This is a genomic window from Nonomuraea cavernae, from assembly GCF_014646355.1.
Lineage (GTDB): Bacteria > Actinomycetota > Actinomycetes > Streptosporangiales > Streptosporangiaceae > Nonomuraea > Nonomuraea cavernae.
Window position 1 is genome coordinate 139,245 of the sequence record NZ_BMNH01000016.1, and the last position, 14,018, is coordinate 153,262.

Genomic DNA, 14,018 nt, shown 5'->3' on the forward strand with positions numbered 1-14,018 from the left:
CACGTCTACACTGTGACATATGACGTTGATTCGTCACAATGATGGAGTTCTCGACGCGGCTCGCGACTGCGTGCTGGCCTACGGGGTGCGGCGCACCACGCTCACCGACGTGGCACGCCGGGCCGGGGTGTCGCGGATGACCCTCTATCGGCGCTGGCCCGACGTCCGTTCGCTGGTCGCCGACCTGATGACCCGCGAGTGGGTGCGGGTCCTGGGCGAACTCGACGCCTCGGACCCGGTCGCGGCAGTGGTCGGGGGCGTGCGCCGGCTGCGCGAGCACCCGCTCTGGCGCAAGATCGTGGAGGCCGACCCCGACCTGCTCCTCCCCTACCTGCTGGAACGCCGGGGCGCCACCCACGAGGCCGTGCTGGACACGCTCCAGCGCGTCACCGGCGACGCCCGCAAGGCCCGGGCGGTGCTGCTGGTGGCCCAGTCGTTCCTGCTGTCGGCGCCCACGATGCTCGACCCCGGGACGAGCGGCCCGGCGGGGCGCCATCCGGTGACGCTCGACGACCTCGACGCCGAACTCACGGCACTGCTGGAGGCATACCTTGGACAGCTCGCTGAACGCGCGCAGGAGGGCCCATGAGCTGGCCCTCGTCGCCGAACGGCCGGTCGACCTGCTCGTCGTGGGGCTGGGGGCGACGGGTGCGGGAGCCGCGCTGGACGCCGCCTCGCGCGGGCTGAGCGTGGCCGCGATCGACGCGCACGACCTGGCGTTCGGCACGTCCAGATGGAGCTCCAAGCTGGTGCACGGCGGCCTGCGCTACCTGGCCAGGGGCCAGGTGGACGTGGCCTACGAGAGCGCGGTCGAGCGCGGCATCCTGCTCCGGCGCACCGCCCCGCACCTGGTCAGGGCCCACCCCTATCTGCTGCCGCTCACGCCCGCGGTGTCCCGGTCGCGGGCGGCCGTGCTGATGACCGGCTACCGGCTGGGCGACGGCCTGCGCGCCGCCGCCCGCACGCCCCGCCCCTTGCTGCCCGGCCCCTCCCTGCTGGACTCCGTGCGGGCCCGCCGCCTGGCGCCGGCCCTGCGCGAACACGGCCTGAGGGGCGGGTTGCTGTCCTGGGACGGCCGCCTGGTCGACGACGCCCGCCTCGTGGTGGCCATCGCCAGAACGGCGGCGGCGCACGGCGCCAAGGTCCTGACCCGCTGCCGCGCGCTGGAGCTGACCGGCGGCGGCGCCACCGTGCGCGACGAGCTGACCGGTGAGGAGTTCACGATCCGCGCCAGGGCCGTGATCAACGCGACCGGGGTGTGGGCCGGCCTGCTGGACCCCCGGGTGCGGCTGCGTCCCTCGCGGGGCACCCACCTCGTCCTGCGGCCGGGGACGCTGCCGGGCGTCACCGCCGGGCTGCACGTGCCGATCCCGGGCGCGAGCAACCGGTTCGCCCTCGTGCTGCCGCAGGCCGACGGCCGCGTCCACGTCGGCCTGACCGACGAGCCGGTCGACGGTCCCGTCCCCGACGTCCCGGAGGCTCCGGAGGAGGACGTCAGAGCGCTCCTCGACGTGCTCAACACGGTTCTGGAGGTTCCCGTGGGCCGCGACGCCGTGGCGGGCGCCTACGCGGGCCTGAGACCGCTGCTGGCCGCCGGCGGCGACGCCGGTGACGACACGGCGGACCTGTCGCGGCGCCACGCCGTGCTGGCGCACGGCCGGCTCGTCACGGTCGTCGGCGGGAAGCTCACGACCTACCGGCGGATGGCGCGGGACGCGGTGGACCGGGCGGTCTCGGTCGCGGACCTCACGGCGGGCCCCTGCCGCACCGCGCGGCTCCCGCTCGTCGGCGCGGCCCCCGGCAGGCCCGCCGACGGGGTGCCGCGACGGCTGGTCGAACGCTACGGCGGAGAGGCGGCGGCCGTGCACGAGCTCGTCCGGGAGCACCCCGAGGAGATCGGGCTGGGCATCACCAAGGGCGAGCTGCTCTGGTCGGTCAGGCACGAGGGCGCGCTCGACGTCGGCGACCTGCTCGACCGCCGCACGCGGATCGGCCTGGTGCCCGAGGACCGGGCGGCGGCCCTGCCCGCCGCTCGCGACACGCTGGGCTGAACCCCCACATCTTGATCCCTTACTCTTAGGTTAGTCTTACCTAATCCGAGAGGGGGCGGAGTGACCAGGGGCTGCGAACATCCGGGGGGAAGCCACGACGGCGCCGTGCCCACGCGGGCCAGCGCCACGGTGGGGGCCCGGCTCTGGTTGCTCGTGGAATACCCGGGCGCCTGGCCGTCCCATCTGGAGAACTTCGAACTTCCTGACAACATCTCCGAACTCGTGCGGCGAGCGCTCGATCGCGGTATCAGACCCCAGCTCATCCGCCGTCCCGGAAGGCGTACCCGCCCGCGACAGCAGGGCCTGCGTGTGATAGTCGCCTACGGCACGGGGCCCACCCCCTGGCTGGCCTCGGGCGTCATCGCAGGTCCTGACGATCTTGACCTTGACGCGCTGGTGGCCGGAGTGGTCCCGGAGTCCTGCATACTGGATGACGAGCCGGTATTTCTGGTCTGCACGCACGCCAAGCGCAATGCGTGCTGTGCCCGCATTGGACTACCCCTCGCTCGTGAGCTGGCGGAAATTTTGCCGGACAGAGTGTGGGAAACGTCACACGTTGGCGGCGATCGCTACGCCGCCAACCTTGTGTGCTTGCCACACGGAATTTTCTACGGCAGCATGTCTCAGGCTGCTGCGATCGCAGCGGCTAACGCGTACCGGTCGGGCGAGATCATTCTCGACCGTTACCGGGGACGCGCAGGCATCCCTGAGCCATTGCAAGCCGTCGAGCACTTCGCCCGATCCCATACGGGAGAGTGCTCTGTCGGCGCAGTGGCCGTGGAATCCTCCAGGTCAGACGGCGACGTCACCGAAGCCATCGTGCGAGTCAGCGCGCGAAGCGGCGGCGACGTCCGGTTGCGGGTTGTGGTTGAACCATCGGCGTGGCAAGCCCCGTGTGGTACGGCTTGCGCCGAGACGATCACCACCTACCGGCTGGTTTCGCTGGACAGGCTCACCCCTGTGCGGTACACCACGTTCGCCCTCACCTGATCACGGGAACATCCGCGGCCCCTCCCTGCGTTGGAACAGTGACGCCAAAAGCGTCCAATGCGGCTCAATTACCGAAATACCTCTCACGAAGGTGGTTTTCTCATGTCTCAGGTACGTCGGCAGCTCGCCCGCCCGCGCCCCAGCTGGGGTTGGCAGGATGATGCCGCGTGCCGGGGTGAGGACCTCGTGCTCTTCTTCGGCCCCGACGGGGAGCGGCAGCCCGAGCGTGACGTACGTGAGCGGAAGGCCAAGGCGATCTGCGCCCAGTGCCCCGTCCGTAACGAGTGCCTTGACTACGCGCTGTCCCGTCCGGAGAAGTACGGCACGTGGGGTGGCCTGAACGAGGACGAGCGCGCCTCCGAGCGTCGCCGTCGCATGCGCCGCGCCGCCAGCGCCGGCATCTCCGCCGCCTGACCCGCCCGGCCGTAGCGCCACGAGCGCGCGTGATCCCGCAGTTGTCCCGATGAAGCGGGGCCTGGCCCTCCCAGCCAGGCCCGGCCGAACCCGGTCGGGGCAACTGCCTGATCAGGCGCGAGTCTCAATCCCGAGCACAAAGAGAGCCCGGCGTCATCGGACGCCGGGCTCTCGTCGTTCGCGGACCCCCGAATCAGACGATCAGGTCGTCGAACTCTCCGTCCTTGGCACCCAGGACGAACGCGGCGATCTCGGCTCGCGTGTAGACGAGCGCCGGATCGTCGGGGAAACGCGAGTTGCGCACAGCCACCTCACCGGACGGCAGGGTGGCCACCTCGACACAGTTGCCGTTCGGGTTGCTCCGCCTGCTCTTTCGCCAGACGACCGGAAGGGTGCGGGCAGGCGTCCCGTTGCGGAACTCATGCATGGAGAAACTCCTCGCGCTTACAAATGCACGTGCATCCGTGCTTTGCACGCCGACGATACGGCAGCGCGCCGAAGCCCATATACGGGATGACCAAAATCCCCGTATGGAGTGGGTCACATGGAGGCGAGCAACCGCTCCAGGAACAGCCTGGAGTCGGCCGGCGACTCGGCCTGGATGCTCAGCCGGTCCATGACCTGCGTGTAGCGGTCGGACTCGGCCGGCTTGTCGAGGTAAAGAGCGCTGGTGAGCTGCTCCATGTAGACCACGTCGGGCAGGTCCCGCTCGGGGAACCGCAGGATGCTGAACGGCCCGCCCGCCGCGGCGTGCCCGCCCCGCTCGAACGACATGATCTGCACGGTGACGTTGCGCAGCGCGGTCATCTCCAGCAGGTGCTCGACCTGCTCGCGCATCACCTTCGGCCCGCCGAGGGCGCGGCGCACCACGGCCTCGTCGATGACCGCCCACAGGGTCAGCGCGTTGTCTCCGGTCAGCCGCCTCTGCCGGATGGTGCGCAGCATGACGCGGCGGTCGATCTCCTCGTCAGGGGCCGCCCAGTGGGCCAGCTTGATCACCGCACGGGCATAGCCGGGCGCCTGCAGCAGGCCCGGCACGAACTGGTTCTCGTACGTACGGACGCTGGAGGCCGCGCCTTCGAGACCGATGTAGACCTCGAACCAGCTCGGCAGCAGGTCGCTGTACTTGTGCCACCAGCCCTGCGCGTTGGCCTGGCGGGCCAGCTCGATCAGCGGCGCCCGCTCGTCCTCGTCGATGACGCCGTAGAGGGTGAGCAGGTCGGCCACGTCGCGCTCCTTGAAGCTGACCTGGCCGAGCTCCAGCCGGCTGATCTTGGCATGGGAGGCGCGGATGGCGTAGCCGGCGTCCTCGCGGCTGATGCCCCGGCGCGTGCGGAGCCGGCGCAACTGCGTGCCCAGAAGGATCCGCAGGACCGTGGGGCTCCCCAGCGAGTGGCCAAGGACCTTCCCCTCCGCACCAGGTACGCTCACGCCTTCACTCCCTGATCATCTGCACGTGCAGATGCGATTTGCATCTGTAAACCATGAAAAGTCTTGCATCGGTAAGCGCATGCCGTAAAGATGGAACTAGATCACCTAGACCGCGCTTCGGGGGCCAGGATGACGACTTTCGACTCTCGGCCGCCAGCCGCCATAGGGGCCCGGCCGCCCGGATGGCTGTCCTCCATTCTGCTGGATGGACGTTCCACTCCTTGCGACGCGATCTTCCCTTTTCATCAGTTGACCACATTCGAGCCAGGATGTGTGGCCACAGCCCGGCGTTTCGTCGACTACACGCTCTCCGCCTGGGGCTCCGAGTGCGTCACCTTCGACGCGCAGCTCGTGGTCTCCGAGCTGGTCACCAACGCGATGCGGCATGGCGGCGGCGCGATCCAGCTGCGCCTGATCAGCCACGGGCCCGAGCTGGCCTGCGTGGTCAGCGACTTCAGTCAGACCACTCCGATCGCCGCCTCCCCCGACGTCCACGCCGAGTTCGGGCGCGGGCTGCGGCTGGTCGAGGCGCTGTCCGCCGCATGGGGCTGGATCATCCCGAACGGCCCCTGCAAGTACGTCTGGGCCGTGCTGGCGGTCTAGGCGGCGTGCTGGGCCGCTGGCCGCGGCCTACGCCTCGGCCAGCAGGCCCAGCACGTCTGCGTCGCTGAGCTGGTCGAAGCGCTCGTACCACTGGCCGACCGCCCGGAAGTCCTCAGGTGTGGCCAGCACCACCATCTCGTCCGCCTCCTCCCGCAGGGCCTCGACGGTCGCGCGGGAGCCCACGGGCACGGCCAGGATCACCCGGGCCGGATCGGCCGCGCGGACCGCCCGGAGGGCCGCCCGCGCGGTGCCTCCGGTCGCCAGACCGTCGTCGACCACGACCACCTCGCGCCCCGCCAGGGCGGGCAGCGGCCGGCCCTGGCGGTAGGTCTCCACCCGTCGGGCCAGCTCGCGCCGCTCGTCCGCGACCACGTCCGCCACCGACTCGGCCGTGAGCCCGAGCCGGCGCAGCAGCTGGTGGTCGAAGACGGGCTCGCCGCCCTCGGCGATCGCCCCGACCCCCAGCTCGGGCGACGGCGGATAGCCGATCTTGCGGGTCACCAGCACGTCGAGCACGGCGCCCAGCCTGCGGGCGACGGGCACGGCCACCGCGACGCCACCGCGCGGCAGCGCGAGCACCACCGGGTCACGCAGGTGCGCGAGCCGCTCGGCGAGCATGGCCCCGGCTTCGGCCCGGTCGGCGAACACGATGTCCATCCCCTGGTGGTACCCCCGGTGCGCGCGAGGTCCCGTCACAGGTGCCGGGACTTCGCGCGACCGGGCGGCCTCATGGCCGGTTCCTGCCGGAACGGCGCATCTCCTTGTGGATGATCTTCCATTTGTTCTGTTGTTCCTTGCGGAGCCGGGCGTCGGTGCGGCCGGCCATCCACGCGGCCTCTCGTTGCAGCTTGCGCCAGCTGTGCAGCCGCCGCTCGGGCAGCTCGCCGCTCTCCAGGGCCGCCAGCACCGCGCAGCCGGGCTCGCTGTCATGACCGCAGTCGTCGAACCTGCACTGCCCGGCCAGGGCCTCGATGTCGGAGAAGACCAGGTCGACGCCCTCGCTCATCTCGTAGAGGCCGACCCGGCGGATGCCCGGCGTGTCGATGACGAGCCCGCCGCCGGGCAGCGGGATGAGCTCCCGGTGCACCGTGGTGTGGCGGCCCCGGCCGTCGGCGGCCCGGACCTGCTGCGTCTCCATCACCTCCCCACCGGCCAGCGCGTTGACCAGGGTGGACTTGCCGGCGCCCGACGGACCGAGGACGACGGCGGTGCGCGAGCCGCCGAGAAGGCCGCGTACCGGCTGCACGCCCTCGCCGAGCATCGAGGAGACGGCGTGCACCTCCACGCCGGGCGCGGCGGCGCGCACGTCGGCGAGCAGCCCGTCGAGGCCCTGCTCGAACAGGTCGGACTTGGTGAGGAGCACGACGGGCGTGCCGCCCGACTCCCAGGCCAGCGCGACCAGCCGCTCGATGCGGCCCAGGTCGGCGAAGTCGGTGGAGTGCATGGACGGCTCGGCCACGAACACGATGTCGACGTTGGCCGCGAGCACCTGGCCCTGGCCGTCGCCCGACAGGCCGCCGCGCGAGTCGCGGCTGACCCCGCCACGGACGAAGGCGGAGCTTCTGGGCAGGACGGCGTCGACCTCGAAGCGGCCTTCCGGCAGCCACCTGAGGGCGGCCCAGTCGCCGACGCACGGCAGCGCCACCGGGTCTCCGGCTGAGGCCCGGCGGACGCGGGCGCCGTATCGGACATGGTGCTGGCCGTCGGCCGCGATCACCTCGGCGGCGCCGCGATCCACGCGCGCCACACGCGCGGGAACGGTGTCAACGGGAAGCTCGGCGGCACGTACGTCGGTCCAGCCGAGCAGCGAAAGGTCGAAGGACAACGGAGTGATTCCTTTGGGATCGAAGAGGACCCGGGGCAGCGCTCAGGCGGGCACCCGGAGGTTGATGGACGGCAGGCGGAACAGGACAACCCGCATGGTCCTCACCTCCTCGATCTCGTCGCCTTCGGGACTCTACGCACCCTGTCCCGAAGGTCGCAATCACATTTATCTTCGCGGCGCGTTGAACCCCGCCCCGATCGCCGGCCGTACTCCCTGCCGACGCACTCGAGAAAGGGGAATGATGCGCATCGGCACGTATCCCCCGCCCTCCGCAGAGGGAGCCGCCCCCATGGGCAAGCCGCGTGTGAGCCACTGGATCAGGCTCGTCCGGCCGGACGACGACCTGGTCGTCTCCGCGCTCTACCGGGAATACCATCGGCCGCTGCTGGCCTTCGTGGTGCGGCTCACGGCGGGCGACCGGCAGTGGGCCGAGGACGTCGTACAGGAGACCATGATCCGCGCCTGGCGGAGCGCGGAACGGCTCGATCCCGCGTCGGTGTCGCTGATGCCCTGGCTCGCCACCGTCGCCAGACGTATCGTGATCGATGACCGGCGGCGCAGGGACGCCCGCCCTCAGGAGTCGGGCGACGGGCCGCTGGAGACCGTGCCCATGCCCGACGAGATGGAGGGGCTCCTGCACCAGGTGGTCGTGGCGGATGCGCTCCGCGCGCTGTCGCCGGCACACCGCGAGATCCTCAACGAGACGATCCTGCGGGACCGGTCGGTCAACGACGCCGCCGAAGCGCTCGGCATCCCGGTGGGCACCGTGAAGTCCCGGGTCTACTACGCGGTCCGGGCGTTGCGTGTCGCACTGCAGGAGAGAGGGGTGACGGCGTGAACGCGCGAGTCGAACACACCGATGTCGGCGCCTACGCCCTCGGGCTGCTCGACGGCGACGACCAGCGGGCCTTCGAGGCGCACCTCTCGATCTGCCGGTCGTGCGTGGCCGAGCTGTCGGAGCTGTCCGGCGTGGCCGGCGCGCTGACCGGGCTCGGCCCGCTGGAGGACGACCTCCCTCCTTCCCGTGACGGGGAGGCCGAGGTGATCGACCTGATGCGGCGCAAGCAGCGGGCCGACCGGCGCGCGCGCAGGGGGACCGTCCTGATCGGCCTGGCCGCCGCGGTCACGCTGGTGGCCGGCGGCATGACGATCGGCACCCAGCTCGGCGGTGACGCGGCCGCTCCCCCGGTCGCGGCGGGCCACGGCGACCACCAGGGCCCGGCCGAGGAGTTCTACGCCGACGGCATCCCGGTGCCCGGAGTCGGGGCCGGCGGGGTGAGCGGCGGGCTGGTCCTGGAGTCGAAGGCGTGGGGCACCCATGCCGCGCTCAAACTGGCGGGGGTGAAGGGGCCGCTGGAGTGCGAGCTGGTGTCGGTGTCGCGCTCAGGCGAGCGGCACGTGATGACGGGATGGTCGGTGCCCAGGTCCGGCTACGGGGTGCCGGGACAACCGGAGCCGCTCTACATGCACGGCGGAAGCTCGGTGCCGCTGGACCAGATCGACCGGTTCGAGGTGGTCACCACGGACGGCGAGAAGCTGCTCACCGTCGACGTCTAGGTGTTCGCCAAAGGCCCTCTCACCCGTGGTGGGAGGGCCTTTCGGCTGGAATGGCGACCGGCTCGACCATGTCGTGACCATGTCGAACGCGTCTCTGAACCACACCTGCGATCACCGCCGTGCAGCGGGGCTCAGGGTTTGGCGGAGCCGTGCGTGCGGGGCACCAGCGGTGCGGAGGACGGGCCCGGGTCAAGCGGTATTTTTACCCATTCGCGGGTTGAACCCGGCGGGGCGCGGGCCTCGTACTGCCTGCCGTACGTACCCGGATGCCAACCCTGACGAGGACTCATCATGTCGATGCCCAAGCCGGCCCGCGCCGGAGCCCTGCTCGCCACCGGCCTGCTCGCGGCGGCGCTCGCCTCCGCACTCACTCCTGTCGCCGCCTCCGCCGACGCGGTGACCGGCGACGTCTATCTCGCCGCCGGGCTGCGCGGCGCCAACGAGGTCGGCGCCAAGGGCGACCCCGACGGCCGTTCGACCGTGGTCATCAGGATCAGCGGCCGGCGGGTCACGTACGCGGTGCGGTGGAACAAGATAGGCCCGCCCACGGCCGGACATGTCCACCTGGGCGGCAGGGGCGTGAACGGCGACGTGAAGCTGGACTTCTTCGGGGGGACGCTGCCGAAGACGGCGCTCGGCGTGAAGGGCGCGGTCGACGCCGATCCTGCCCTGGTCGATGCGCTGAGCAAGAACCCGGGAGGCTTCTACGCCAACCTGCACGACGCCCGGCACCCGAAGGGCGCGGTGCGCGGCCAGTTCCACCGGCTGACCCGGCCGGTCGACCTCGACGGCGTGCTGCACGGCAGCGACCGGGCCACCCTCGCCTCCAGCGCCGACGGCGCGCAGGAGGTGCGCGCGGACGACGGCCAGAAGCGCGGCGACAAGGACGGCCGGGCCGTCTGGTGGCTGCGCCCTCACGGCTCGGCCATCGGCTACACGGCCACCTGGTCGGGGCTCTCGCCGGTCACCGCCGGCCATGTCCACCGTGGCGTGCCCGGCAGGAACGGTCCCGTGGTCGCCGACCTGTTCGCCGGGGGCCAGGGGCTGCCCGCGCAGCTGACCGGCGTGGCGGGCGACGCCCCGGTGAAGGCCTCCGTCGTCAGACGCATCGCGGCGCGTCCCGGAAAGTACTACGCCAACCTGCACACCACCGAGTTCGGGGGCGGGGCGGTGCGCGGCCGGCTGTCGGGCGGGCAGTTCGGCCACCCCCGTGCGCTCACCGCCGACGTGCGGCGCGGCTCCCAGATCTACGCCTGCACCAAGGTGACCGGCGACGGATACGCCTTCACCCAGTACGGCGTGCGGGCCAAGCTCCGGCGTGGCCTGGACCACTCGTTCGTCCGACCCGTCTCCGGCCCGCCGCGATGGGTGGCCCCTGACGGCAGCGCGGTGCGCGGCCAGGTCGTCACCCGGACGCCGAACGGCGAGCGGAACATCCCCGAGCTCGTGCTGGTCGCCACCCCATCGGGGGCGGGTGGCGGCCTGCTCTCCCACACCACCCAGATCCTGCGGCTCAACACGAAGGGCGGCCTGGCCCCGTCGGGCACCTGCAGGCCGGGCAGCAAGGCGACGGTTCCCTACCAGGCCGACTACCTCTTCCTCGGATGACCTCGGATGACCTCCGGTGACCTCGGATGACCTGGCGTGACCTCGGATGACCTGGCGTGACCTCGGATGACGTCCGGTGACTCCGGGCCGCGCGCCGAAAGGAAACGCCCCGCCGGCCCGGCGGGGCGTTTCACGTGTCACGGATCGTCAGGACAGGCCGGGCGCCGGGAACTGGGAGGTCAGCTCGCTGACCTCGTGGTGCACCCGGATGATGACGTCTTCGGCGTCGCCCTTGGCCAGAGCGGTGACGACCTCGTCCATCCAGGCGCCGATCTGCCGCATCTCGGCCTCGCCCATGCCGCGCGAGGTGACCGACGGGGTGCCGATGCGGATGCCCGAAGGGTCGAACGGCTTGCGGGTGTCGAACGGGACCGTGTTGTAGTTGGTCTCCAGCCCGGCCCGGTCGAGCGCCTGGGCAGCGGGCTTGCCGCCGATGCCCTTGGGCGTGAGGTCGAGCAGGATCAGGTGGTTGTCGGTGCCACCCGACACCAGATCGAAGCCGCGGCTCGAAAGCTCCTCGGCCAGCGCCTTGGCGTTGGCGACCACCTGGTGGGCGTAGGCCTTGAACTCGTCGGTGGCGGCCTCGTGCAGGGCGACCGCGATGGCGGCGGTGGTGTGGTTGTGCGGGCCGCCCTGCAGGCCGGGGAAGACGGCCTTGTTGAGGGCGGTGGCGTGCTCGTCGGTGGTGGCCATCAGCATGGCGCCGCGCGGGCCGCGGAGCGTCTTGTGGGTGGTGGTGGAGATCACGTCGGCGTGGCCCACCGGAGACGGGTGCGCGCCGCCCGCGACGAGGCCGGCGATGTGGGCGATGTCGGCCGCGAGCACGGCGCCCACCTCGTGGGCGATCGCGGCGAAGCCCTCGAAGTCGATGGTGCGCGGGATCGCGGTGCCGCCGCAGAAGATCAGCTTGGGCCGGTGCTCCAGCGCGAGGGCGCGCACCTCGTCGAGATCGATGCGGCCGGTGTCCTGGCGCACGCCGTAGCGGACCGGGTTGAACCACTTGCCGGTGGCCGACACCGACCAGCCGTGCGTGAGGTGACCGCCGAACGGCAGGCCCATGCCCATCACGGTGTCGCCCGGCTGCGCGAAGGCCAGGTAGATGGCCAGGTTTGCCGGCGAGCCGGAGTAGGGCTGGACGTTGGCGTGGTTGACGCCGAACAGCGCCTTGGCCCGCTCGTTGGCGAGGGTCTCGATCTGGTCGATGACCTGCTGACCCTCGTAGTAGCGCTTGCCGGGGTAGCCCTCGGAGTATTTGTTGGTCAGCACGGTGCCGGTGGCCTCGAGGACCGCCTTGGACACGTAGTTTTCGGACGCGATCAGCTTGACGGTGTCGGCCTGGCGGCGCTCCTCCGCCTTGATGAGGTCGGCGAGCTGCGGGTCGACGCTAGCGAGAGAACTCATGACTCCCCTGTCATCATTGACAACGGCGAAGACCCAGGCGCACGGCCTCCGCTCCCTCCGCTCCCTGGTGGTCGATCCCACCCAATGCGCCAGTCGCGTCTTCCTAGACGATAGCGGATGCGATGAGGGCGAAATCCGCCCGATCAGCACGTCAGGTGGCCCGACGCCCTCCTCGGACGGGTCCGGTCAGCCCTCGGCGGTGCGGCCCACTCCCGGCCAGAGCCGGTCGACCTCGGAGTTGAGGATGGCCCCGATGAGCACGGCCAGCGCGGTGATGTAGAGCCACAGCAGCAGCGCTATGGGCGCCGCCAGCGAGCCGTAGACGGAGACCGGGGAGAACCACGCGGCCAGCACGGCCCGCAGCACCGCGGCGCAGATGATCCACAGGAACAGGGCCAGGATCGCGCCGGGCAGCTCGCGGTACCACTTCGTGCGCACCGGGACGCTCACGTGGTAGAGGACGGTCAGGAAGAGCACCGAACCGATGACCACCACCGGCCAGTAGAGCACGTCGATGAGGACGGCGTAGTCGGCGGGCAGCGGGCCCTTGAGCAGCGTCGGCCCGATGACCAGGATCGGCATGACGATGATGCCGACGACCAGGCCCACCAGGTAGAGGCCGAACGACATCAGTCTCGTCCTGACGATGCCGCGCTCCTCACCGAGGCCGTAGGCGACGGAGATGAGGTCGACGAACACGTAGAGGGCGCGCGAGCCGGACCACAGCGAGAGCAGGAAGCCCAGCGAGATGATGGAGACCTTGCTGGCGTCGTCGCGCAGCACGTCGTTGATGAGCGGGACGACGATGGTGTCGATCGTCTCCTTGGTGAACAGCACGCCCGCCTGGTCGATCACCCAGGTCTTGATCGTGTCGACCTGCGCCTGGCCCAGCCAGGTGCCGAGCTTGCCCAGCACGCCGATCAGGCCGAGGACGAACGGCGGCAGCGACAGCAGGGCGAAGAAGGCCGCCTCGCCCGCCAGGCCGGTCACGCGGTAGGCGACGCCGGCGTTGGTGGCCGCGCGGACGACGGCCCACGACTTCGAGTCACGCACCCAGCTCAGCCGGGCACGCGCCGTGGCGCTGAGCCGCCTCTTGGTCCGAGCAGGCGCGTCGGTTGAGGTCATGGCACCCAAACGTATTTTCGCAGTGACTCCGTGGAACAGCTTACGTCCCAACGGCGCTGCTCCGGTCGGCGTCCACGATGCGCGCTCCCAGCGGGAGCAGGGAGACCGGGATGAGCTTGAGGTTCGCGATGCCCATCGGGATGCCGATGACCGAGATGAACAACGGGATCGACGTCAGCACGTGACCGATGGCCAGCCAGATCCCGGCGACCACACACCAGATGATGTTGCCGATCAGCGAGAACACCCCGGCCTCGGGGTCGCGTTCGACGGTCCGTCCGAACGGCCACAGCGCGTAGGCGGCGATCCTGAACGAGGCGATGCCGAACGGGATCGTGATGATCAGGATGCAGCAGATGACCCCGGCCACCGCGTAGCCGATGGCCAGCCAGATTCCCGCGAAGACCAGCCAGATGACATTCAGAAGTGTCCGCATGACTCAAGCATGTCACCGTGCCCGGGCGTGGGTCATCCGGACCGTTACCGATCCGTCCCCGACCTCGGCGCGCGGCCTTCTCCGGGGGGCCCGGCGAAGGCCTGGGCGATCTCCATCCAGGCGCGGGCCGTCGCGCCGGTGATCTGGAGCGCGGTGTCCGCCAGGTGCACACGCTGCGTGACGAGCAGGCAGAAGTCGAGCATCGGGCCGCGCACCACGTCGGCCGCCCCGGCCGGTCCGGCCGTCCACGGCTCGCCGCCGGGCGTCGTCAGCTCCACCCGTACGGGATCCTCGGGGGCCGGCAGCCCGCGGACGGCGAAGCCGTACGGCATGGCCCTGAAACCGATCATGGCGACGTGCCGCAGCCGGGCCGTGGGCTCCCTGGTGACGCCGAGGGCGTCGGCCACGTCCTGGCCGTGGGCCCAGGTCTCCATCAGCCGGGCGGTGACGAACGACACGGCCGACATGTCGGGCCCGTACCACGGCACCCGGTCCTTGGGGGCGAGCCCGGCGAACGCCTCGGCGCTGCGGGCGCGGGCCGTACGGAACCAGGCGTGCAGCTCGGCGGCCGGGAGGC

General features: G+C 71.0%; 16 protein-coding genes and 1 riboswitch. Of the genes, 8 read left to right on the forward strand and 8 right to left on the reverse strand.

Annotated features, from left to right (window positions below):
* Positions 1-19 precede the first annotated feature (19 nt).
* From IEY82_RS24335 to IEY82_RS24350, 4 genes are all read left to right on the forward strand, one after another.
* Positions 20-589 carry a TetR/AcrR family transcriptional regulator gene (locus IEY82_RS24335; protein ID WP_189126512.1) on the forward strand — a complete coding sequence of 190 codons (570 nt, stop codon included), beginning with the start codon at positions 20-22 and terminating at the stop codon, positions 587-589.
* Positions 552-2,051, forward strand: coding sequence for a glycerol-3-phosphate dehydrogenase/oxidase (locus IEY82_RS24340; RefSeq protein WP_189126513.1), 1,500 nt, complete (start codon positions 552-554; stop codon positions 2,049-2,051). Before IEY82_RS24335 ends, IEY82_RS24340 begins: the two co-directional genes overlap by 38 nt.
* Before the next feature lie 105 nt (positions 2,052-2,156).
* Complete coding sequence (locus tag IEY82_RS24345) at positions 2,157-3,041, forward strand: sucrase ferredoxin (protein ID WP_225263124.1); 885 nt, start codon at positions 2,157-2,159, stop codon at positions 3,039-3,041.
* A 102-nt stretch (positions 3,042-3,143) separates the two neighbouring features.
* Positions 3,144-3,455 (forward strand): WhiB family transcriptional regulator, encoded by a 312-nt coding sequence (locus IEY82_RS24350; protein ID WP_080036407.1) that lies wholly within the window; start codon positions 3,144-3,146, stop codon positions 3,453-3,455.
* A gap of 193 nt (positions 3,456-3,648) precedes the next feature.
* Here IEY82_RS24350 and IEY82_RS24355 read toward each other — a convergent pair whose 3' ends face one another.
* Positions 3,649-3,882, reverse strand: a complete 234-nt coding sequence (locus tag IEY82_RS24355) for a DUF397 domain-containing protein (RefSeq protein WP_189126515.1) — start codon at positions 3,880-3,882, stop codon at positions 3,649-3,651.
* A 113-nt stretch (positions 3,883-3,995) separates the two neighbouring features.
* A complete protein-coding gene (locus IEY82_RS24360; RefSeq protein ID WP_189126516.1) occupies positions 3,996-4,886 on the reverse strand; it encodes a Sco1979 family transcriptional regulator in 891 nt (296 codons plus the stop codon).
* A gap of 273 nt (positions 4,887-5,159) precedes the next feature.
* Here IEY82_RS24360 and IEY82_RS24365 point away from each other — a divergent pair, with 273 nt between their 5' ends.
* The gene (locus tag IEY82_RS24365) at positions 5,160-5,489 is read left to right on the forward strand and encodes an ATP-binding protein (RefSeq protein ID WP_189126517.1); all 330 of its coding nucleotides are present in this window, start codon (positions 5,160-5,162) and stop codon (positions 5,487-5,489) included.
* 27 nt (positions 5,490-5,516) lie between these two features.
* Here IEY82_RS24365 and IEY82_RS24370 read toward each other — a convergent pair whose 3' ends face one another.
* Both IEY82_RS24370 and rsgA read right to left on the reverse strand, forming a co-directional pair.
* A complete protein-coding gene (locus IEY82_RS24370) occupies positions 5,517-6,146 on the reverse strand; it encodes a phosphoribosyltransferase (protein ID WP_189126518.1) in 630 nt (209 codons plus the stop codon).
* Positions 6,147-6,216: 70 nt separating this feature from the next.
* Positions 6,217-7,314, reverse strand: a complete 1,098-nt coding sequence (gene rsgA, locus IEY82_RS24375) for a ribosome small subunit-dependent GTPase A (RefSeq protein ID WP_189126519.1) — start codon at positions 7,312-7,314, stop codon at positions 6,217-6,219.
* Between the two features lie 289 nt (positions 7,315-7,603).
* Between rsgA and IEY82_RS24380 the strand changes: the two genes are divergently transcribed.
* The 3 genes from IEY82_RS24380 to IEY82_RS24390 all read left to right on the forward strand — a co-directional run bounded on the left by IEY82_RS24380 (position 7,604) and on the right by IEY82_RS24390 (position 10,479).
* A complete protein-coding gene (locus tag IEY82_RS24380; RefSeq protein WP_225263120.1) occupies positions 7,604-8,152 on the forward strand; it encodes a sigma-70 family RNA polymerase sigma factor in 549 nt (182 codons plus the stop codon).
* Positions 8,149-8,871 carry an anti-sigma factor family protein gene (locus IEY82_RS24385; protein ID WP_189126520.1) on the forward strand — a complete coding sequence of 241 codons (723 nt, stop codon included), beginning with the start codon at positions 8,149-8,151 and terminating at the stop codon, positions 8,869-8,871. Before IEY82_RS24380 ends, IEY82_RS24385 begins: the two co-directional genes overlap by 4 nt.
* 291 nt (positions 8,872-9,162) lie before the next feature.
* Positions 9,163-10,479 carry a CHRD domain-containing protein gene (locus tag IEY82_RS24390; RefSeq protein WP_189126521.1) on the forward strand — a complete coding sequence of 439 codons (1,317 nt, stop codon included), beginning with the start codon at positions 9,163-9,165 and terminating at the stop codon, positions 10,477-10,479.
* 147 nt (positions 10,480-10,626) lie between these two features.
* On the opposite strand, the gene glyA is transcribed toward IEY82_RS24390, so the two are convergent.
* From glyA to IEY82_RS24410, 4 genes are all read right to left on the reverse strand, one after another.
* Complete coding sequence (gene glyA, locus IEY82_RS24395; RefSeq protein WP_189126522.1) at positions 10,627-11,880, reverse strand: serine hydroxymethyltransferase; 1,254 nt, start codon at positions 11,878-11,880, stop codon at positions 10,627-10,629.
* 24 nt (positions 11,881-11,904) lie between these two features.
* Positions 11,905-11,981, reverse strand: a riboswitch (ZMP/ZTP riboswitch).
* Positions 11,982-12,066: 85 nt separating this feature from the next.
* On the reverse strand, positions 12,067-13,005 hold the full coding sequence (locus tag IEY82_RS24400) for a YihY/virulence factor BrkB family protein (protein WP_225263118.1): 939 nt from the start codon (positions 13,003-13,005) through the stop codon (positions 12,067-12,069).
* 40 nt (positions 13,006-13,045) lie between these two features.
* Complete coding sequence (locus IEY82_RS24405; protein ID WP_189126523.1) at positions 13,046-13,441, reverse strand: YccF domain-containing protein; 396 nt, start codon at positions 13,439-13,441, stop codon at positions 13,046-13,048.
* Between the two features lie 44 nt (positions 13,442-13,485).
* Positions 13,486-14,001 carry a TIGR03084 family metal-binding protein gene (locus IEY82_RS24410; protein WP_225263176.1) on the reverse strand — a complete coding sequence of 172 codons (516 nt, stop codon included), beginning with the start codon at positions 13,999-14,001 and terminating at the stop codon, positions 13,486-13,488.
* Positions 14,002-14,018: the final 17 nt, after the last annotated feature.